This window comes from bacterium (assembly GCA_018830565.1).
Classification (GTDB): Bacteria; UBA9089; JAHJRX01; order JAHJRX01; family JAHJRX01; genus JAHJRX01.
Window position 1 is genome coordinate 1 of the sequence record JAHJRX010000062.1, and the last position, 21,816, is coordinate 21,816.

Annotated in this window: 20 protein-coding genes and 1 tRNA gene; 17 read left to right on the forward strand and 4 right to left on the reverse strand. The window is 35.9% G+C overall.

What is annotated here, in order from left to right; genetic code table 11:
- The first annotated feature begins 565 nt into the window (after positions 1-565).
- Positions 566-652 (forward strand) — tRNA-Leu (locus KJ849_05835).
- A gap of 16 nt (positions 653-668) precedes the next feature.
- Positions 669-1,505, forward strand: coding sequence for a HEAT repeat domain-containing protein (locus tag KJ849_05840; protein MBU2600075.1), 837 nt, complete (start codon positions 669-671; stop codon positions 1,503-1,505).
- A gap of 62 nt (positions 1,506-1,567) precedes the next feature.
- On the opposite strand, the gene KJ849_05845 is transcribed toward KJ849_05840, so the two are convergent.
- Entirely contained in the window at positions 1,568-2,038 is a 471-nt protein-coding gene (locus KJ849_05845) for a CinA family protein (GenBank protein ID MBU2600076.1), read from the reverse strand.
- A gap of 340 nt (positions 2,039-2,378) precedes the next feature.
- On the opposite strand from KJ849_05845, the gene KJ849_05850 reads away from it, so the two are divergent.
- The 15 genes from KJ849_05850 to KJ849_05920 all read left to right on the forward strand — a co-directional run bounded on the left by KJ849_05850 (position 2,379) and on the right by KJ849_05920 (position 17,592).
- Positions 2,379-3,242 (forward strand): DUF89 family protein, encoded by an 864-nt coding sequence (locus KJ849_05850; GenBank protein MBU2600077.1) that lies wholly within the window; start codon positions 2,379-2,381, stop codon positions 3,240-3,242.
- Between the two features lie 137 nt (positions 3,243-3,379).
- Positions 3,380-5,296, forward strand: coding sequence for a DUF4445 domain-containing protein (locus KJ849_05855; protein ID MBU2600078.1), 1,917 nt, complete (start codon positions 3,380-3,382; stop codon positions 5,294-5,296).
- Between the two features lie 61 nt (positions 5,297-5,357).
- Positions 5,358-6,098, forward strand: coding sequence for a hypothetical protein (locus KJ849_05860; GenBank protein ID MBU2600079.1), 741 nt, complete (start codon positions 5,358-5,360; stop codon positions 6,096-6,098).
- A gap of 322 nt (positions 6,099-6,420) precedes the next feature.
- Positions 6,421-7,104 (forward strand): ABC transporter ATP-binding protein, encoded by a 684-nt coding sequence (locus tag KJ849_05865; protein MBU2600080.1) that lies wholly within the window; start codon positions 6,421-6,423, stop codon positions 7,102-7,104.
- Positions 7,105-8,328: an FtsX-like permease family protein gene (locus KJ849_05870; protein ID MBU2600081.1), complete on the forward strand. Its 1,224-nt coding sequence runs from the start codon at positions 7,105-7,107 to the stop codon at positions 8,326-8,328.
- Between the two features lie 22 nt (positions 8,329-8,350).
- Positions 8,351-9,088: an outer membrane lipoprotein-sorting protein gene (locus KJ849_05875; protein ID MBU2600082.1), complete on the forward strand. Its 738-nt coding sequence runs from the start codon at positions 8,351-8,353 to the stop codon at positions 9,086-9,088.
- Between the two features lie 34 nt (positions 9,089-9,122).
- Entirely contained in the window at positions 9,123-10,406 is a 1,284-nt protein-coding gene (locus KJ849_05880) for a hypothetical protein (GenBank protein MBU2600083.1), read from the forward strand.
- Between the two features lie 56 nt (positions 10,407-10,462).
- The gene (locus KJ849_05885; GenBank protein ID MBU2600084.1) at positions 10,463-10,663 is read left to right on the forward strand and encodes a hypothetical protein; all 201 of its coding nucleotides are present in this window, start codon (positions 10,463-10,465) and stop codon (positions 10,661-10,663) included.
- Between the two features lie 49 nt (positions 10,664-10,712).
- Positions 10,713-12,371, forward strand: a complete 1,659-nt coding sequence (gene ilvD / locus KJ849_05890; protein MBU2600085.1) for a dihydroxy-acid dehydratase — start codon at positions 10,713-10,715, stop codon at positions 12,369-12,371.
- Between the two features lie 36 nt (positions 12,372-12,407).
- Positions 12,408-12,764 (forward strand): aspartate 1-decarboxylase, encoded by a 357-nt coding sequence (locus KJ849_05895; protein MBU2600086.1) that lies wholly within the window; start codon positions 12,408-12,410, stop codon positions 12,762-12,764.
- 72 nt (positions 12,765-12,836) lie between these two features.
- On the forward strand, positions 12,837-14,414 hold the full coding sequence (gene rmuC / locus KJ849_05900; GenBank protein MBU2600087.1) for a DNA recombination protein RmuC: 1,578 nt from the start codon (positions 12,837-12,839) through the stop codon (positions 14,412-14,414).
- A gap of 117 nt (positions 14,415-14,531) precedes the next feature.
- Complete coding sequence (trxA, locus tag KJ849_05905; GenBank protein ID MBU2600088.1) at positions 14,532-14,852, forward strand: thioredoxin; 321 nt, start codon at positions 14,532-14,534, stop codon at positions 14,850-14,852.
- A 77-nt stretch (positions 14,853-14,929) separates the two neighbouring features.
- Complete coding sequence (locus KJ849_05910; GenBank protein ID MBU2600089.1) at positions 14,930-15,964, forward strand: arsenic efflux protein; 1,035 nt, start codon at positions 14,930-14,932, stop codon at positions 15,962-15,964.
- Between the two features lie 120 nt (positions 15,965-16,084).
- A complete protein-coding gene (gene def, locus KJ849_05915; GenBank protein ID MBU2600090.1) occupies positions 16,085-16,624 on the forward strand; it encodes a peptide deformylase in 540 nt (179 codons plus the stop codon).
- 185 nt (positions 16,625-16,809) lie between these two features.
- A complete protein-coding gene (locus KJ849_05920) occupies positions 16,810-17,592 on the forward strand; it encodes a radical SAM protein (protein ID MBU2600091.1) in 783 nt (260 codons plus the stop codon).
- 2 nt (positions 17,593-17,594) lie between these two features.
- Here the strand turns inward: KJ849_05920 and KJ849_05925 are convergent, their stop codons facing one another.
- The 3 genes from KJ849_05925 to KJ849_05935 all read right to left on the reverse strand — a co-directional run bounded on the left by KJ849_05925 (position 17,595) and on the right by KJ849_05935 (position 21,748).
- Positions 17,595-18,938 (reverse strand): T9SS type A sorting domain-containing protein, encoded by a 1,344-nt coding sequence (locus KJ849_05925; GenBank protein MBU2600092.1) that lies wholly within the window; start codon positions 18,936-18,938, stop codon positions 17,595-17,597.
- Positions 18,899-20,350, reverse strand: a complete 1,452-nt coding sequence (locus KJ849_05930) for a hypothetical protein (GenBank protein MBU2600093.1) — start codon at positions 20,348-20,350, stop codon at positions 18,899-18,901. The genes KJ849_05925 and KJ849_05930 overlap by 40 nt, the downstream gene beginning before the upstream one ends.
- 381 nt (positions 20,351-20,731) lie before the next feature.
- The gene (locus KJ849_05935) at positions 20,732-21,748 is read right to left on the reverse strand and encodes a PorV/PorQ family protein (protein ID MBU2600094.1); all 1,017 of its coding nucleotides are present in this window, start codon (positions 21,746-21,748) and stop codon (positions 20,732-20,734) included.
- Positions 21,749-21,816: the final 68 nt, after the last annotated feature.

Sequence of the window (21,816 nt, forward strand, 5' to 3'; positions counted from 1 at the left end):
GGCCGGGTGGGAAATCATCATTGCCGGAACAACAGGTAGGAAAGGTCAATACTGATATTTCTGCCTCAGAATTGATCTGGCAATTCTTTGAGAGACATCACAAGTAGAAAAAGCCTTCTGGTTTGCAGGAATAAGCAAACTAAGGTTCTTTTGTGATTAACTTGATAGTATTTGGTATTTTGGGCTTATACTAAAGAAAGATTGATTAAATTTCATGGTGTCTCTAAAGATTATTTCCCTCTCTATCTCAAAGAAATGGAATTTAGATATAATTATAGAAAAGATAATATTTTTGAAATTTTAGTAAAATATCTTTGTGATTTAGAGCCAAATCGCTTATAATTGTCTTATGTAATAGTGAACTTAAAAGGAGGAAAACCATGGCTAAAGGTCAAAAGACAAAAAAAGAGGTAAAAAGGAAATCTGAAAAAACATTGAAAGAGAAAAGGCTTGAAAAAAAAGAAAAAAAAGAAAATAAGTAATTTTGTCTAACCCTTTGCGGCAATGATCATAAAATACATTGACATTTTCTAACAAAATTTGGTAGAGTTGCCTTAAGTGAAACGCCGGGGTGGTGGAATTGGTAGACACGCATGTTTGAGGGGCATGTGGGAGTAATCCTGTACGGGTTCAAATCCCGTCTCCGGCACCATTTTTAGGTATTGAACTTGGAAAAAGATTTAATTAAGGAATTATTAAAGTCGGATAGTAAGTCAGATAGTAATAAAAAGATATTAGATTCCTTTGAGAAGGTCGATAGTTTTAGAACTATCTTTACCTTAGTTAATATGTTAGAAGACAAAGAAGTAGGGATAAAAGCAGCCTTAATCTTAGGCAAAGTAAAGTCAGAAAAAGTATTTTTTCCTTTAATGGATGTTTTTACTAAAGGAAGGCCTGCTGCTCGTAAAAACGCAGCTTGGGTTTTAGGAGAACTTGGCGACAAAAGAGCAGTTCCAGCTTTAGTCGAGGTTTTAAAAAACAAGTATCTAGATATAAATTTACTCCAAAATGTAGCTCAGGCTTTAGGAAAGATAAAATCAGAAGTTTCAATAGTTCCTTTAATTAAAGTTTTAAAAAATAAAGAGATTAGATGGAGCGTGGCTCAAGCCTTAGGTGAATTTAAGTCTAAAGTAGTCTTAAGAGCATTAATAGCACATCTTGATTATCAAGATACGGGGATTCGGATAGGAGTAGTTTGGGCTTTAAGTGCTTTGAAGTCAGAAGAAGCTATTATATCTTTGGTAAAAGCTTTAGACGATCCTAATGAAGAGGTAGTTAAAGGAGCCAGTTGGGCTTTAAGGCAATTTTCTTCAGAAAGAGCTTTGAATAACTTAGTAGAAGAGTTTGTAAAAGCAACACCTAAAGTCAGGGAAAATCTTATCCATATTTTTAGCAAATTTGGAAGTGGAAACACTATTCAAAGACTACAAGAATTATCTTCAAATGTCTCAGAAGAGATAAGGTCTGATCTTAAGGAAGCTATTAGAGCTATTAAAGAAAGATAACTCCTTAAAAATTTGAGGAGTTAATAATAGAGGAGTTAAAATTTAAGGAGTTAATAAAAATTTTAATCTAAGGTTTCCAAAATCATCTCCAAGGCTTTCTGAGTAGCTTGGCTGCGAATCTCTCTTCGAGAACCTTGAAAATTATACTCTTGACAAAGTTTTTTTTTAAGACCAACTAAGGCTATATAGACTAAACCCACCGGTTTTTGAAAGCTACCTCCCATAGGACCAGCAATTCCCGTAAGGCTTATCCCTAGATCGGCGCTACTTTTCTCCCAAGTTTCTTTAGCCATAGATAAAGCAATCTCTTTACTTACCGCACCATATTCTTTAATCATTTTCTCAGGAATGGAAAGAATGTTTGTTTTAGATTCGTTACTGTAAACAATATAACCACATTTAAAATAATTTGAGCTTCCAGAAATCTTGGTAAGTTGATAACAAAGTAAGCCTCCGGTGCAAGATTCGGCTACGGCTATAGTTAAATGATTATTTAACAATTTCTTAGCTATTTTTTTGACTAGATCTTTCATAAAAGATTTAAAGCAAAAGACGCAGTTAAGGTTTTTAAGTTACTTTAGGTTTGGTCAAATCTATTACCTTAATTATAAACTAAAACTAAGCTTATTTTTTTAGTCAAGAAGAAGTTTTGTTTTTAAGGAGTGATGATAAAGATTTATCTTATTATATTACCTTTATATACCTTGCTTATTTTTTTTAGTCAAGAAGAAGTTTTGTTTTTAGGGAGTGGCGATAAAGATTTACCTTGTTACCTACCTTGTAAAAATACTTGTTAAGAGATAAGAAGAAGTGTAAAATAGGTCTTTATTTAAACCCAGAGATGGGAAGATAAGACCAAGAGGAATTAAGAAAATGAAGACCTGTTTGGATTGTATTCCTTGCTTTTTAAGACAAACCCTTGATGTAGCCAGAAGGGCTAATGCTGGTCAAGCTAAACAAGAAGAGATCTTAAAAGAAGTTAATAAGATGATGGCTGATATTTCGTTAAAGGTGTCTCCTCCGGAAATAACCAGAAGTATCTATGCCTTAATAAGAGAGAAAACAGGAGTAATTGATCCTTTTAAGGAAGTCAAAGAGAAAAGCAATCAACAAGCTAATAACCTTTATTCTATCTTAAAGAAAAAAGTAGAAGATTCAAACGATAAGTTACTTACTTCAATAGAATTAGCTATTGCTGGGAATGCTATTGATTATGGGCTAAAAGATTCTTTGGAGATCAATAAGGAGATAGAAAAAATATTAAACTACCATTCTTGTCTTTTTAATGATTACAAAACTATCTTTAATTACTTAGAGTTTAAAGAAGCTTTAAGCAAAGCCAAGACAATATTATACATAGCTGACAATGCTGGAGAAATTCTTTTTGATAAAATCTTAATTGAGGAGTTAAATAAGGAAGTAATTTTTGCGGTAAAAGGTAAGCCTATTATCAATGATGCCTTAATGGAAGATGCTTATGCTTGCGGGCTGGATAAATGCTCTCAGCTTGTTTCAAGTGGGTGTGATGCCCCAGGAACAATCCTGAAGTTTTGTTCCAAGGAATTTTTAGCTATCTATCAAGATGCAGATTTAGTTGTTAGTAAGGGTCAGGGAAACTTTGAAACTTTATCAGAAGATTCCAGATCCATTTTCTTCTTATTTAAAGTAAAATGTCCGGTAGTGGCTAAAGATATTAAGTGTAAAATGGGAGATCTAGTTTTAAAGAAATCAAGTTAATAGCTTTAAGGAATTTCGTTGGTATCAACCCTTCGAGTTCGGCAACTCCAGAAGCCTTTGTTCAAATTCTTTAGATTTGGCATCATAATTAGACGTTAGCTAACAAGGATTTATTCAAGAAAGATCAGGAGGTTTTGATGAAAGAATATAAGGTTATCTTTTATCCTAACCAAAGAGAAGTAAGCGCTCCAGAAGGAGAGAACTTATTAAGAATAGCAGCTGCGGCTGGGCTTTATATCACTGCTTCTTGTGGCGGAAATGGAAGTTGTGGGAAATGCAAGGTTATCATTGAGTCTGGAGAAGTTGAAGAAGGAATTTCAGAAAGACTTACTCCTGATGAGATAAAGAAGGATTATAGATTAGCTTGTGCCTCTAAAATAAAGAGCCATCTGGTGGTAAGGATTCCGGTAGAGTCTCAAATTTCAGATAAGAGAGTCTTAGAAGGGGCTGTCTCAAAGAGATTAGTCATTCAAGAACAATTAAAGACTCTTACTCCTGATGGTAAGATTGATCCTATGGTAAAGAAATACCATCTTGAGTTACCCCTTCCAACCTTAGAAGATAATATTGATGACTTTTCAAGAATTAAAAGAGCTCTCAAGATGACATATGATCTTCATGATTGCTCAATCTCTCTTTCTTGCTTAAAGGCATTGCCCATGCTTTTAAGAAAAGCTAATTTTAAAGTTACCTTAAGTCTGCTGAAAGATAAAGATATATCAGAGATAGTCAATATAGAAGAAGGTGATCAAACTAAAGAACATTATTGTTTGGCTATAGATATAGGCACTACTTCAATTTACGCCAGACTTATTAACCTTTTCTTAGGAGAAGAGGTGGCGACTACTTCTGATTTTAATGCCCAAATTGCTTATGGTGAGGACATTATTAGTCGAATAGTTTATTCTCAAAAAGGAGAGGGGCTTAAGATTCTTCAAGAAGCAGTAGTTAAAACCATCAATGAGTTAATTAATAGTATTGTTAAAGAAGCCAAGATTACTGAAGAAAAGATCACTTATTTAGTTATCGCTGGCAATACCACAATGGAACATTTATTCTTAGGAGTTAATCCTAAGTATATTCGAGAAGCACCTTATGTCCCAGCAGTAAATTTTCTTTATCAAGTAAAGGCTTCAGAAGTAGGGCTAAAGTTATTCCCCCATACTCCTCTCTACCTTCTTCCTGGTGTATCAAGCTATGTCGGAGGTGACATTACGGCGGGAGTTTTAGCTACCGGCATTACTCAATCAACCGAATTAACTTTATATGTGGATATTGGCACCAACGGAGAGGTGGTTTTAGGAAATAAAGATTGGTTAGTAGCTACCGCTTGTTCAGCTGGCCCTGCTTTTGAAGGAGGAACAATCAAGCATGGGATGAGAGCTACTCTTGGAGCTATAGAACAAGTGGAGATAGATAAAAATTTTGAGCCCATGATTATTACTATTGGCCATAGACCACCAAAAGGAATATGTGGAGCAGGTCTGATTAGTCTCGTCGCTGAGCTTTTGGAAGCAGGGATAATAAACCAGAAAGGAAAGTTTAATCTTGAAATAAAGGAGACTCCTCGAATTAGAAAAAATAAGGCTATCAAGGAGTATGTCCTTGCTTTTAAAGATGAGGCCGGGATTGATGAAGATATAGTAATTACAGAATCAGATATTGACGATCTTATTCGAGCCAAAGGGGCGATGTTTGCTGGGATTTTTACTTTATTAAATAGCGTGGGAGTTGAGATAGCTGATATCTCCAAAATAATAATTTCAGGAAATCTTGGATTTCACTTAGAGATAGAAAAGGCCATAACTATTGGTCTTCTCCCGGAAGTAGATTATGCTAAATTTATCTTTATTGGAAATGGTTCTTTATTGGGAGCAACTATTTCTGCTTGTTCAAAAAAGATGCTAAAACAAGCAAAAGAAATAGCCAGTTCGATTACTAATATTGAACTTTCGGATAATCCTAAATTTATGGAAGAATATATAGCGGCTCTTTTTCTACCCCATACCAACGATCAAAGATTCCCTCAAGTTTATAAAAGACTCTTAAGTTAAGAAAGTGAAAGAAGCTTTATAAAAGAAGTAAAAATTTCTAGTTTTTTTAAAAGGAGAAAATATGATCCCTATCCCAAAAATAGTAAGCTTGACATGGAGAGCTATTTTATTGATAGGATTATCTTTGTTTGTTTCAAAGATGGTCTTTGGGCAGGTGCTTGGACAGAAACCTGAAAAGAATATCTATTCCCTGATGGAGTTTGATGAGTTAGAAAAAGTAATAGCGGAGCAGGAAGAGATCTTAAAAAAAGAACCCTCCGGAATAACGACTTTAAAGATTTTAGGTATTGCTTATCATAATTTAAGTGTCATAGGTAAAAAGGGTGTTTCTAAAAAGGCATTCTCTATTTTAGCTAAGGCTTATGAGAGCAAATCAGACGATTATGAAATTTTGGCATATCTGGGCAGCACAAAGACATTATTAGGCCGGGATGCTTTTGTCCCTTTTAATAAACTTTACTATGTTTACGAGGGGTGCCAGTTGATGGATAAAGCAGTTTCCAAAGCACCAGATAATTTTGTAGTAAGACTATGTAGAGCTAATAATAGTCTGGCTCTTCCTTCGTTTTTCAGACGAGCTAAATATGTCAAAAAAGATATGTTTTATCTTTTAAAGATGGGTAGAGAAAAGAAATTTTCTCCTGAGTTGTTAGCTACTATTTACTGTCTTCTTGGCGAATATTACAAAGTAGAGGAAAGATGGGAATTAGCAAGTGATTATTGGGAAAAGGCAGTAAAGATTGCTCCTAACTCCAAAGATGGAATGTTATCAAAGAAGCGATTAGAGGTTTATAAGCCTTAAAAAGAGGGTTCTTCTATGAAGCGATTAGAAGTATAAGTTTTAAAAAGAGGGTTCTTCTATGTTAATTGTTTCAGTGAAAGATGTATATGCAATCCATTAATTAAGTTGACATACCTCGTAGGGAAAATCCACCCCCTAACCCCCGCCAGCGGGGGACAGCCTCGTGGATGTCCGTTGTTTCGTTGCCTTTTCGGACAGGGACAAGCTTATCCCCCGCTGGCGGGGGTTAGGGGGTGGAAATACAACTAATTTATCAGATTGCATGTAGTTAAGAAATAAGTAAGGGTCAAAGCAAAGGCCTGGCCAGTAAGGGGATTCTTTTATGTTAATTGTTTCAGTGAAAGATGTAGTTAAGGAATATAAGCTTGGCAAAACAAAGGTGAATGCCCTTAGAGGGGTAAATTTAGAGATTAAAGACAGAGAGCTTGTCGCGATCTGTGGTCCTTCAGGCAGTGGAAAAACAACTTTACTTAATATTATTGGCTGCTTGGATCAGCCCACCTCTGGAACAGTTCAAATTATCAATGAAAATGCCGCTTTTTTTTCTGATGCCAAGCTTTCTGAATTACGAAATAAGCACCTTGGTTTTATCTTCCAAACCTTTAATCTTATTCCTGTCCTTACTGCTTACGAAAATGTAGAATATCCCCTCTGGATTTTAGGAAAGCCAGGTCTTGAAAGAAAGGCTATGGTTCTAAAAATGTTGGATGAAGTAGAATTACTTGACTATAAAAACCATAAGCCTGATGAATTATCTGGTGGACAAAGACAACGGGTAGCTATTGCCCGAGCCTTAGTAAATATGCCTAAACTTGTCTTAGCAGATGAGCCAACGGCCAACTTAGATTCCCAGACCGGAATGAGTATTTTAAAACTTATGCAAAAGATAAATGAGGAGTTTTCTACAACCTTCATCTTCTCTACCCATGATCCACAAGTAGTAAAGTATGCCAATAAAGTATATCACCTCAGGGATGGCAAGGTCTCGGAATTAACGGAGGGATAATTGAAATTCTTTAGCTTAGCCTTAAGAAATATCTTCCGAAACAAAAGGCGAACTACCATTACCTTTTTAGCTATCATCTCTGGAATGATAGGATTAATTGTCTTTGGTGGATTTGTAGAGTACTCTTTCTGGGGATTAAGGGAATCTACCATTAGGTCTCAATTAGGCCATCTTCAGGTCTATAAAAAGGGCTATTGTAAAAAAGGTATCGCTAACTCGTCAGAATATCTAATTAAGAATTACCAAGAATTAGAAGAGATTTTTTATAAAATTCCTTGTCTCGAATTAGTTACCGCTAGACTTTCATTCTCTGGGCTTATCTCGACAGGTGAAAAGACTCTTGTTTGTAAAGGGGATGGGGTTATTCCTGAAAAAGAGGCCAAACTGGCAAGTTTTGAAACGATCATAGAAGGAGAGGGCTTATTTAAAGAAGATCAAGCCGAACTGGTTATTGGCAGAGAGCTTCAAAAGTCACTTGGCGCAAAAATAGGAGATTATCTGACCATTCTTACTACTACTCCTGAAGGGATGATCAATGCGGCTGATGTTAAACTAATTGGGGTATGCCAAAGTGGTTCCAAGGAGTATGATTCTGTCTATGTAAAACTTCCACTCAAGATAGTTCAACAACTCTTTTCTACTACTAGCGTAGAAAAGATAGTCATCTTATCAGACAAAACAGAACATACCCCAGAAATAGCGCGAAGACTGACCATTTTATTTAAAGAGAAAAATCTTAACTTAGAGTTTAAAACATGGGATCAATTAGCTGAATTTTATCATAGCGTGGTGAGATTATATAATGGAATTTTTAAAGTAGTGAAAGTTATTATTGCCCTAATTGTGTTGTTCAGTATAGCTAACACCATGACTATGTCAGTATTTGAGCGAATAAGAGAGATAGGAACTTTACGAGCCATTGGAACAAAAAAAATACAGATTTTAACGCTTTTTCTCTGGGAAGGGTTTCTTACCGGCGTAATTGGCGCCATATTAGGTATGATAACCGGGATTTTTATAGCCACGATCATAAACCTTGGTGGTGGTATCTATATTCCACCACCACCAGCTATGACCATAGGTTATAATGCCTTGATCCTTATTGTCCCGGAGGTGCTTTGGTATTCTTTTATCTCTACCGTAATTGTAGCTACTATTTCAGCATTTTACCCAGCATTTAAGGCGACACGATTAAATATTGTCGAATCTTTAGCCCACACTTAAAATAATGAAAAGGTAAAAAAAAATGCGAAGAATAATCTTTTTGATATTTTTTTTGATATTTCTGGTAATAACTTCTAAAACCTATGCCCTTAGTCCCAAGGAAATGTTAGAAAAAATTGACGAAATAAGGGCTCCGGCTAAAACTTTTAGCTTTGATCTTAAAATTACCTACAAAAGAGAAGGAGAAAAAGACATTGAACAAAGGCTTGAGGTTAGAATTAAGGAGGCCGATAAAAGCTTAGTAAAATTTACTGCTCCACCTGAAAATAAGGGCAAACTTTTTCTTATGATCGGTAATAATATGTGGATATACATTCCTGGAACAAGAGAGCCAATTAGGATTTCGCCTCAACAACGATTATTAGGTCAGGTTTCAAATGGCGATGTGGCCCGAGTAGTTTATTCTCTTGACTATGAGGCAAAATTATTAGAAGAAGAAAAGCTTAAAGGGACACCATGGGTCAAACTTGAATTAAATGCCAAAACTCTTCAGGCAACTTATAGTAAGATTATTCTTTGGGCTGAAGCTGAAACTCTTAAACCGCAAAAAGCCGAGTTTTATGCTGTTTCAGGGAAATTATTAAAAATTGCCTTCTATAAGGGCTATACTAAAGTGTTAGATCGGGAACGGCCCTTAATCCTTGAAATCTATGATCAAGTACGCCAAGGAGAGCACACGATTATAGAATATAACCAGATGAAAGTAGTTGATACGCCGGCTGCTTTTTTCCAGAAGACTTATCTAAAACATATCAGATAAAGCCAGCCGTCAGGTATCAGCTTTATGGACAGCGATGACAAAAATAAGATTAGGTTTTCTCTTTCTATTGATAGGAATATATTCTTATGCTTATGCCTATCATGGGGTTGAATATAATGGTGATATTACTGAGCAGGTAAGCTACTATCGCTTAAAGAAAGATTTTCTTCTAAATCCTAATTTAGAACTTGGGCTATTACCAAAATGGGAAAATTTGTTGTCGGCTAATCTTGGGCTAAATATTAGCTATAAGGAATGGCTAAAGATAACTATAAAAGATAGGCCATTATGGTCAATTAAAGATAAGGATGAAAATAGTTGCAAAAATTTTGTAGATGAGGCATATATTGACTTAAAATTATTTAAGACATCATTTCTTACTTTAGGCAAGGAAAACCTTCAAGAAGGAGTGGGACTAAGCTATAATCCTTCGGATTTTTTGGCTGATCTTAAGGAAATGGACTATACCAAAAGGGAGGAAGAACGTAAAATTGAACGCGAAGGGAATTATTTGGTCAGGCTTGAGAAGATAAACCAGAAAATAACCTTCTCTTATCTTCTAGCTCCTAAAATTAACCATTTACAAAAAGAAGAAACAAGAGCTCTGATCAAGCTTTATTCCCTGATCGGAGATGTAGATCTGAGCTTATCTTACCTTCATGTTAAAAAATGGCCTAAATTAGGTATTAACCTTTCGGGAGTAATAGGAAATAAGATTGAATTTCATGCTGAGGTTGGTTTGAGCAAAGGTAGCAAGCGGAAGTTGTTAAGAGAAGAAAGACAAGTAGGGCCAGGGGTTTATGAATATGGAACATATGACGACCCCGAAGATGATAAAATGATATTTACCAAAGCTTTAATAGGCGAACATTATACCTTTGCCAACAAAACAAATGTCATTATTGAATATTTTTTTAACCAAGATGGTTATAGTGAGGCAGAGTGGACTAATTTTATAGATTTAGCGACGGTTGCTTATACTAAATTCAAGCAACCACCGGCTGAACTTCCGGCGGATATCTTCAAAGAGAATCTTAGAAGAGCAAATTCTCTGATGAGATACCGTTATATGCGTAAGAATTATCTATTCTTTAGAGTAAGTAATCCAGAGATTTTTGATGATTATGATGGCCAAATTAGTTTACTTTTAAATGCAGATGATAAAAGTTTGGTAATTATGCCTGCATTTGATTATCAGAAATGGGGGCGTCTGGTTATTAGATTGGGATTAAATTGGTTTTCAGGCAACTCCAAATCTGAATTTGGCTTAGTTCCATACCAGACAGAGTTTCAATTAGGGGTAAAATATTTATTTTAGGAAGAAAGGTCAAATTTTGACTAATAAGCGCTATAACAACAAAGGAGGTTGAAAAGATGTCTACTCGACAAGAGTGTAAAATTGAAAGCAATCGGTTAAAATGTTCTTGTAGTTATGAACCATGTAGTAGGAAGGGTCTTTGTTGTGAATGTATAAGATATCATCGTCAAATGAGTCAATTACCAGCTTGTTTCTTTCCCGGTGACATAGAAAAGACTTATGATCGTTCCATAGAAAGGTTTATTAAAACATATTAACAAAAAGAGAGCTACTAAAAGTAAAGAAATAAGAAAGGAAGAAATTATAATGAGGTCTGACTTAATGAAGAAAGGTTGTCAAAGGGCTCCTCATCGTTCCTTGTTTAAAGCCATGGGGTACACCGATGAAGAACTAAAGAGGCCTATTGTGGGCATAGCTAATTCAGCTAATAAAGTTATTCCAGGGCATGTTCATTTAAATGAGGTGGTAGAGGAAATTAAATCAGGAATAAGATTAGCCGGAGGAACGCCTATGGAATTTTCCACCATTGGAATTTGCGATGGTATTGCCATGGGTCATAAAGGAATGAAGTATTCTCTTGCTTCCAGAGAAATTATTGCTGATTCAGTTGAGATTATGGCGATGGCTTATCCTTTTGATGGTCTGGTTTTAGTAGCGAATTGTGATAAGATTATTCCAGGAATGTTAATGGCTATGTTACGGTTAAATATTCCGGCTATCTTTGTCAGCGGTGGTCCTATGTTGTCTGGAAGGCTTAACGGAAGAGCCATTGATTTAATTACCGTCTTTGAAAGCGTAGGTAAGTATGCTTCTGGAAAGATTACCGAGAGTGAATTAAAAGAGATAGAAAATAAGGCTTGTCCTGGCCCAGGTTCTTGTGCGGGAATGTTTACCGCAAATTCTATGAATTGTCTTAGTGAAGCGTTAGGACTTAGCCTTCCTGGCACAGGAACAATACCAGCCGTAATGGCTAAAAGAAAAAGATTGTCTAAAGAAGCCGGCATGAAAATAATGGAGTTAATTGAAGAGCAGTTATTACCTCGGCATATTGCCACAGAAGCTGCTTTTAGAAATGCCATAGCGGTAGAGATGGCTTTGGGAAGCTCCACTAACACGGTCCTTCATTTACCAGCCATAGCTAATGAAGCCAAGATTAAACTTGACTTAAATTTGTTTAACCAAATAAGTGCCTCAACGCCAAATCTTTGTCGAATTTCTCCGGCTGGCCCATTTCATATGGAAGACTTAAATCAAGCTGGGGGTATTTCCACAGTGATGATGGAGTTAGATAAAAAAGGGCTAATTGAGACTAATTTGGTTACAGTTACCACCAAAACAGTCAAAGAAAATATTAAGGAAGCTAAGAACTTAAATTCTCAGGTAATTCGACCCATTGAAGATCCTTACTCTGACGATGGCGGCTTAGCTATTCTTTTTGGCAATCTTGCTCCCTGCGGAGCAGTGGTAAAAAAATCAGCCGTAGATAAAGATATGCTTATTCATAAAGGACCAGCTAAAGTATTTAACTGCGAAGAAGAAGCGATGGCAGCTATTTTAGAAGGAAAGATTAAGAGGGGAGAAGTAATAATTATTCGTTATGAAGGACCTAAGGGTGGACCAGGAATGAGAGAAATGCTGGGACCTACTTCGGCTATAGCCGGTATTGGTTTAGATAAAGAAGTAGCTTTGCTTACCGACGGAAGATTTTCTGGAGGTTCTCGAGGAGCAGCCATTGGGCATATTTCTCCAGAAGCCCAAGAAGGAGGACCAATAGCTATTATTCAAGATGGAGATATGATTAAGATAGATATACCCAATAAACAGATAGAGGTAGAGTTAAGCCAAGAAGAGATAGAAAGAAGACTTAAGGAATGGAAGGAACCAGAATACAAGATCAAGGAAGGATATCTTTATCGTTACGCTAAAGCTGTAAGCTCTGCCAGCACAGGAGCAATCTTTAAATAAAATTAAAAACCAAACTTAAAGAGAGAGGAAAAGATGATATTAAGAGAGTTTTTAAAGTCAAAGATTCATAGAGCAGTAATAACTAAAACAGAACTAAACTATAAAGGTAGTATCGGGATAGACAAAGCTATTTTAATAAAGAGCGATATTTTTCCAGGAGAAAAGGTCCATGTTCTTAATTTCAGAAATGGTCAAAGATTTGAAACATATACCATAGAAGAAAAAGAAGACTCTGGGAGGGTTATTCTTTATGGACCAGCGGCGAGACTTGCCCATACTGGAGATGAAGTCTGTGTCCTTTCTTATGTCTTAGTAAGCAATGAAGAAGTTGACAAGATCAGACCAAAGATTGTAGAATTAAATCATGAAAATAAGATTGTTGGAGAAAGTTAGTTAGACTCGAAAGAAAGTTGAAACTTCAACTAACAACAGGGGCAAGGTAATTTCTAAAAGAAGAGAGCAACAATGATAGAAGGATTACTCATACTCATAATATTTCTGCTTATTGGCACTGTAATATTAGTAGTCCGATTACAGTCAAAATTATCGCAGGTTGATCTCCAAATGGTTTTATTTTCTCTCGACAATCTGGACAAGGGAATTATAAGAATAGAATCAACCCTGAGAGATGATCTCTCCAGAAATCGAGACGAAACAAATCGCAACTCAAAGGAAGCCAGGGAGGAACTAACCAGATCTTTCCACTTGTTTGGCGAATCTGTTTCAACTAGAATGGGTCAAGTAGCTGATATGCAGAAGAATCAGTTAGAAACCTTTGCCAGTAACTTGTCTTTGTTGACCCAAACAAATGAAGAAAAATTAACTCAATTAACTAACACGCTTGGTTCTAAGCTTGACACATTTCGAGAGAAATCTGAATTAGCTGCCAGGGAGAATCGAGAAGAGTTGACAGCTTCTCTCAAGTCTTTTCAAGATCAGTTTAAGGCAAGTGTTTCAGAATTCAATGACTTGCAAAAGCAGAAGTTTGATGGACTGGCCATAAAGCAAACCGAACTTCTTCAAGTAACTGAGCAACGTCTTGAAAAAATGCGAGACACTATTGAGATCAAGCTCAAATCTATCCAAGATGATAACAGTGACAAGCTTGAACGAATGCGTCAAACAGTTGACGAAAAATTGCACAAAACTTTAGAAGATAAGCTTGGGCATTCTTTTCAAATGGTTAGTAATCGTTTAGAGCAAGTTCAAAGAGGACTTGGGGAAATGCAGACCCTGGCTAACGGCGTTGGCGATCTAAAGAAGGTGCTTTCTAATATAAAAACCCGGGGCTCACTTGGGGAGTACAGATTAGAAATGATCCTGGAGGCTATTTTAGCTCCTGAGCAGTATGCCAAGGATGTTGTTACCAAGGAGGGAAGCAGAGAAAATGTTGAGTTTGCCATCAAGCTTCCATCAAAAGACAACGAAATAGACTTCATTTGGCTTCCGGTCGATGCAAAATTTCCTCGTGCTACTTACGAAGCACTTCTGAACGCTTATGAAAAAGCTGATCTTGAGCTGGTCGAGGTAGCTACCAAAGAATTAGAAAAAACAATCAAGTTGTTTGCAAAGGATATTAGGGATAAGTATCTTAATCCTCCGGTAACAACTGACTTTGCAATAATGTTCTTACCCTTCGAAGGCTTATATGCCGAAGTGGTAAAACGCCCTGCCCTTTTTGAAGTACTTCAAAGAGACTTCCGGGTGAATGTTGCTGGCCCTTCGACCTTTGCTGCCCTTATTCATAGCCTGCAAATGGGTTTTCGGACCCTGGCTATTCAGAAAAAATCAAGCCAAGTCTGGTCTTTACTTGGTGCAATCAAGACTGATTTTGGAAAATTTGCCACCATCCTTGATGGAATTAAAAATAACCTCCAGATTGCCACTAACAAGGTTGAAGATGCCAGTAAGAAGTCCAGAACCATTTCACGTAAGCTAAGGGATGTCGAGGCTTTACCACAAGCTGAGGCTGTTATCTTGTTAGACAATGATTCTGAGATAGATGCCGAAGAAACTAACGAGTTGATCCAAGAAAATCTATAGTGAAAATATACCTACGCTTAATAGCCCAAACTACTGAAATAATGAATCCTTAGGAAGATTAAGAAGCTGGAAACCAAGAGATTGATCTTTACCCAATTTATTTTATAGGAGGAAAAAATGACGGTGATTAATATTACGGATACTAATTTTGAAGAGGAGGTTATTAGAGCTAATATGCCAGTATTGGTTGATTTTTGGGCGGCTTGGTGTGCTCCCTGTAAAATGATTGTTCCGATATTAGAAGAATTAGCAGAGGAATATGAGTCAAAAGTAAAGGTAGCCAAGGTAAATGTAGATGAAAATCCAATCAAGACTTCTGAGTATAAAATAATGAGCATTCCTAATTTAAAGTTTTTTAAAGAAGGAAAAGTAGTTGATGAAATAATTGGGGGAGTGCCAAAAAAGGTGATTAAGAAAAAACTTGATTCATTACTATAAGTTAAGTTAATTTTGAAATCTTTTTTCAGGTATCTCTATCCAATAACCAAGCTTGGAATTTTGATCTTAAAAAAACTATGGAATTATTAACTTATAATCTCAAACAAGCTTTAGTAATATCTACTTTTGTCTTTATAATGATGATGATGGTAGATTATCTTGAAATTTTAACCCAGGGGAAGATGAGTCAGGTGATAAAAGGTGGTTATGGGAGGCAGTATCTTATTTCGTCTGGCTTGGCGGTGATACCAGGGTGCTGTGGGGCTTTTATGAATGTTTCCTTTTATCTCCACGGTCTTTTAAGTTTTGGAGCGATAACAGGGAGTATGATTGCTGCTTCAGGAGATGAGGCTTTTGTGATGATATCCCTGTTTCCTAAGCAAGCCTTGATCTTATTTGGTCTTTTATTTACCTTGGGCGTGGCTTGCGCCTGGCTAATTGATAAAGTAGTAGTACCTTTATTAAAGATTAAACCTTGCCAAGTGTGCCAACTTTCTAAGTTGCATTTAAAAAGAAAAGATTGTCGGGTTCTTGATTTAAGTGGCGTAATTAAACATTTAAGAAAGATTTCCTTGGTTAGGTTTCTTTTAATAATAACTTGGATCATCCTTATTTATAGCTTAATGGCTGGAATTATTGGCCCAGAGAGCTGGGAATTAGAAAAAATAATTCTTTTTACGTTAATCTGGATAGCCGGGTTTATCGTTATTACTGCTCCAGATCATTACTTAGAAGAACATATTTGGGCACATTTAATTAAAAAACATTTATGGCGAATCTTTTTATGGAGTTTCTTTGCTCTTTTATTAGTAGATCTAGGCCTAAAATCTTGCAATTTAGAATCTTTTATTAAGGCTCATATCCTTTGGGTGCTACTTGTTGCTTCATTAGTAGCTATTGTGCCTGAATCTGGACCTCATCTTATTTTTGTGATGATGTTTGCCAAGGGAATCATTCCTTTTTCTGTGCTTTTGACAAGCTCTATCATCCAAGATGGTCATGGGATGCTGCCCCTTCTTTCTCATACCGTCAAAAACTTTTTATGGATAAAGTTGATTAATCTTGTTATTGGTCTAAGTTGTGGTTTAATCTTATATGGATTAGGGTTTTAATTATAGTAGTTATTAACGAAAACCGGACATAGAAAATAATACCGAGCAATAAAATATAAACTTGCTTGTCCTTAAATTAATTTGCCCTATGTCAAATTTCCATTAATAGGTTCTATAAATATGGCTATTTTACCTATAAAGAAATATCCCGATCTCGTTCTTCGTGAAAGAGCTAAAGAAGTTAATAAGATAAAGAAGAGAACGATCAGCTTAATTAATAACATGATAGAGACGATGTTGGCTAAAAAAGGAATTGGGTTAGCGGCTAATCAAGTAGGTGTTTTGCAGAGAATTATTATTGTTGATGTTGCTTCTTTAAACGGAGATAGAGAAAAGGCCCATGAGCGCGATTTGATCGTTCTTATTAATCCCGAAATCTTATTTCAAGAAGGAGAAACTATGGCGGAAGAAGGATGTCTGAGTTTTCCTAAGATTATGGGAAAAATAAAGAGAGCCTGGAAGATAAGAGTGAAAGGTCTTAATATAAATGGGGAAGAGGTAGAGATAGAAGCTACTAATTGGCCAGCGAGAGTCTTTTCTCATGAAATTGATCATCTTAATGGGGTTTTATTTATTGATCGGATGGATAAAGAGACCAAAGAAGCGATCAAAGATCAATTAGGAATGTTAAAGAAAAAGAACCAACGTGATGAGGTTTAAAGATTAATTAGGCATGTTAAAGAAAAAGAACCAACGTGATGAAGTTTAAAGATTAATTAGGCATGTTAAAGAAAAAGAACCAACGTGATGAGGTTTAAAGATTAATTAGGCATGTTAAAGAGAAAGAACCAACGTGATGAAGTTTAAAGATTAATTAGGAATGTTAAAGAGAAAGAACCAATGTGATGAAGTTTAAGTATATTTATGGACCTGTTTCTTCTTGGAGGTTAGGAAATTCCTTGGGCATAGACTTACTTTCCCAAGAAAGAAAAGTGTGTAGTTTTAATTGCCTTTATTGTCAACTGGGAGAAGAAACAGATTACTCCTTAGAAAGAAAGGTATATGTACCTACTGTAAAGATTATTGAAGAATTAAAAAGATTGCCTTTAGGCCAAATAGATTATCTTACTTTTTCAGGCCAAGGCGAGTCTACCTTGGCCAAGAACTTAGGTGAAGTAATAAAGACAATAAGAACTTTACGAAAAGAGCCTATTGCCATTTTAACTAATGCTACTTTAATAGCTCAAGAAGAGGTGAAAAATGAACTATCTCTAACTAATTTTGTAATTGCTAAGTTAGATGCGTCTTCTCAAGAAGAGTTAAACTTGATCAACAAACCGATCCCGGGAGTTAAATTTGATGAGATTTATCAAGGAATTAAGAGTTTTAAGAAGGAATATAAAGGGAAATTAGCCCTGCAAATGATGTTTATTAAAGAAAGTAATGAGCACCTGGAAAGATTAGCAGAGTTAGCTCTTGAAATTGCACCTGATGAAATCCAGATAAACACCCCCTTAAGACCATGCCAAACTTTGCCTTTGTCCAAGGAGGAGATTTTTAAAATAAAGAAATTTTTCAAAAAGTTAAACTCTAAAAAATTAAGAGTAATTTCGGTTTACGATAGAGAGCATAAAAAAATTAAGCCTCTTAATGTAGAAGATACTTTAAAAAGAAGGGGCAAGGATTAAGCTTACTTAATAATAGCCATCTTTCCTTTAGCTTTTACTCCTGTCTCGTCGGAAACTAAGTAGAAGTAAACACCACTAGCTACCAGATCTCCTTTATCGCTCCGTAAATTCCATTCCATCTCTGGGAAGGTAATATCCATAGTTTTTATTAATTCTCCTACTTGGTTATAAATCTTGATTTTAGTATTATTAGAAGTAGGTAGATTAACAAAGGTAACTTTTTCTTCTGTTCCCTTGGCAAGCTTTAAAGGATTAGGATAATGAGAAATTTCACCGCTTTCTAAAGAAAGGACTTCTATCAGACGATAAATGCCAAAATTATTAATAGAAGTTGAAACAGTTTTAGAAGTAGGATCTATTTTTTGTTTTGCGTCAACTAAGATCCATCTTTCTTTTTTTTCATTAAGATAGAAAATTCTAAGACTTTTTTCTTTAATCTTTAGCTTTGAAACTGCTTCTGGAGAATAAGGAATAGCAATAGTAGTCTCTTTAACTTGAAGAGAAGACTTTTGGGCAGAGGAGATGCTAAGAGTATTTCCATAGATACTTAAAGCTTTAAACTCATAGGTGGTGTTATTTAAAGCGGTGGATAAACTTAAATTTTTATCACTTAAGACTAAAGCATTTGCTTTGGCAATAGCTGGGTTATTAGGCTTGTCATTGATGATGACATAGGCATCCATAGAAAGATTTTTTGCCGCTATGGTAATTGTTGCTCCACTAGAGCTAATAGTAATCCCTCCGGCAGAAGCTTTAGTAACAATAGTAATCTTACCTTCTCCATAATCGTAGACCGGTGAATTGACAGAATCTTTAATCTTGCCTAAGATATAAAAGTATCTTGTCCAAGGACACCAAGAAGGAATTTTAGAGAGATCTAAGAGATAGGTATCAGCATCGCCATCAAGATCTTCTTTAATTCCTGTAGCTATTACTCCCCATTCTTTTCCCTCGGTCTCTGAGGTGTTGTTATCTTTATTCTTGTCTTTATCCCAGAATAAGGTGATATCAGCATTATCGTCAACATCAGTGTCTTCCCATTTAATGAGGTATTCGGTAGAGGCAGTGCCATCTTTGTCTGGAGGTTGGGTAATGGTGATGGTAGGGGGAATGTTAAGAGAAGTAATCTCCACTACTTTGGAGAACTCAGAGGTATTGCCATCTTTATCGGTAGTCGTAGCCGTAATCTTGTCCCCTGCTTTAAGATTACTTAGAGTAATATCGAGATTAAAGTTACCATTTGCTCCATTAGTAAAGCTACTTAAATAAGTCTTTCCTTCTCCATAACCAGTAGAGTCAACCTCAGCTAAAAATATTTCGATGTGGTAGAGCCTCCAAAGAGACATTGTCCAGCTTCGCTGCCTACATAACCTTCTAAGTGAAGAGTATTGCCGCTTAAGGTTGCTTTAGTAATTACTGGGAAATCTATGCCTCTATTTCCATAATCATCATTATACTTTCCATCATTTAAGGTTACTCCCCATGTTTGTCCAATAGAAAGGTCGATGCCTAATCCATCGAAGGTTATATTTTCTTTTTCATTTATGTAGATATTATGGTAGATAGAATTTTGAGTAATTGTATTTTTAAGGCTATCTTCTTGATAGACATAGATACCTCCAGCCCAACCACTATTAGTAATAGTATTTTTCTTTATTAAATTATTACTACATCCTTCCCATAATCCTATACCTGCCACACTATTGCCATCAGACTTTCCATCTGGAGTAATGCCAAAATAGTTTCCTATGATAGTGCTCTGATCAAAGTTTATACATTCTAACCCTTCGCCGCCATCACCTGCTCCAGTAATATAATTAGCATCTTGTAGTTTATCGCCACCAACAGTATTTCCAAAGCTGTTCTTAAAGGCCACGAGATCATCTTGTTTTTTATAGTTTCCATGTCCCTTCCAATAGATGCCCCGAAGAATAATATTGTTAGCACCTATAACATAAATTAATTCATCATATACTTCTTCAGGCCCCATAACGACAATTCCTGGCCCCCCTGGATATGCTCCTTTGCCCCACTGAGCAGAGGCATCGAGAGTAAGATTATCATCAGTAACGGTGGGAAGAATACCTTGATCAGATTCATCAATAGTAAGATTTATGGAACCAAATACTTTAAAGATACTGGCATTTGCTCCTTTAACAGCATTACCATTTTTGATGAACTGTCTAAGAGAGCCTTGAGCAGCATCATTGGTATTAACGATCAGATTAAAGTTAAAACCAAAATTAATACCACTGACATTACCTGCATTTACGACTACTTTTGCCTTATGTTCATACTTGTTGTTTGTAAAATCATCAGCCACCTTTGAGTCTTGCCCTCCGAACTTTTCTCCGGTGTTTTCAGAATCTGCCTGGTAGGTTTGTTCAGCCCAAACATCACTTAAACTGAAGCAACTGTTATAACCAGCTTTTGGAGCTACCTCCTTAGAATTAACGACTACATAGTAGGTACCATTAAGTAGATTAGAAAAACTATAGTCTCCATTAGCATTAGTAGTGGTGGTAGATAAAACAGTTCCTCCTGAATTTAAAAGTTTTACCATAACATTACTTTTACCTTCATCTCCTGTTTCAAGAGCATCTCCTTCTCCATCGATGTCTTCAAAGACCTGGCCAGAGAGGGCAGAGTAACAAAAGATACCTACTCTGTGATTACAAGCATCAGCCGCCGGGGCAACTTGGCCATAAATCCCCAAAATCATTCCCAGAATCAACGCCAATCCCCATATTTTCTTCATAATTCCAACTCCCCTTTAAATTTTTATTAATTCAGATTATAGTAGTTATATGCAATCTGATAAATTAGTTGTATTTCCACCCCCTACCCCCGCCAGCGGGGGACAGCCTCGAGCTTATCCCCCGCTGGCGGGGAACAGCCTCGTGTGGATGTCCGTTGTTTCGTTGCCTTTTCGGACAGGGACAAGCTTATCCCCCGCTGGCGGGGGTAGGGGGTGGATTTTCCCTACGAGGTATGTCAACTTAATTAATGGATTGCATATATTAACGAAAACTAGACATAGGAAATAATACCGAGCAATAAAAGATAAACTCGTTGGCACTCAATTAATTTGCTCTATGTCAAATTTTCATTAATAAGTGCTATAAGCTGATTAATCGGCTTACTTAAAGTTATTCTTATCTTGGCCTTCTTGATCATCTTCATCTTCTCTAACTTGGCTAAATTTAAAAAGAGGATTTTGGCTATAAGAGATGCTTATTCTAATCATATTGCCTAAGTCTCCATAAGGGACATAAGAAAGATCAAGATTAATAAGACTACATTTAAGACCAAATCCAAAAGTAAATTGGCTTCCTATATCTTGAGAGGCGGTAGAATAACCTCCTCTAAGAGAGAAGTTATTAAATAAGCAATATTCAAATCCACTCTTAATATTTAAGTCATTATCTATAGGTTTACTAATGTCTATAGCTAATAGCAGCTTATCATTTAAGAGCTTAAAAGAAGTTCCCAGCTTAATAGTTAAGGGAAGTTTGTCTTTTTGGTTAAGATAGGTCATTTTACTTCCTAAATTTAAGACAGCAAGTCCAAAAGAGAGATTATCGTTTAAAATATCTTTAGCTAAAAAACCAGTATCAAGGGCAAATCCTAAAGCAGATTCTTTTTCAATATTTCCTCTAATAAGTTTTAAATTATTGCCAAAAGAGAGATGAGAAGTAATCTTTTTAGCATAAGAAAGAGAGATGGCTAAATCTTGGGCCGAAAATATATTACCTGTTCCCGTAGGATATAAAGAATTTGTTTCCTTAATATCTTTAATTCCAGCATAAGTTAAAGAAAACCCTAAGCTACCTTTTTCCTTTAAATTTACTCCGTAAGCTAAAAAACCATAATTACTATCCATAAAAGCTTGGTTATACATAAAAGTTACTTCTTGTCCTTTGATATTGACCAACCCAGAAGGATTATAGTAAAGAGAGTTAATATCGTCAGCTATCGCGACAAAAGCTCCCCCCATAGCTACAGGTCGAGATCCTACTTCTGACTTTAAGAAGTTAGCCGTGGTAGTTCCACTGCTTTTTGCCCAAGTTATTTCTGAAAAAGTGAAGATAAAAATGAAGATAAAGAGTATAAGATGAATAAAGATAAGATTAAACTTTATTTTATTTGTGATCATTGTGATTATTTTTCCTCCCTTAAACTTCTTTTACTTGTTATTAAAGCAACTATTTTGCCAATAAATAT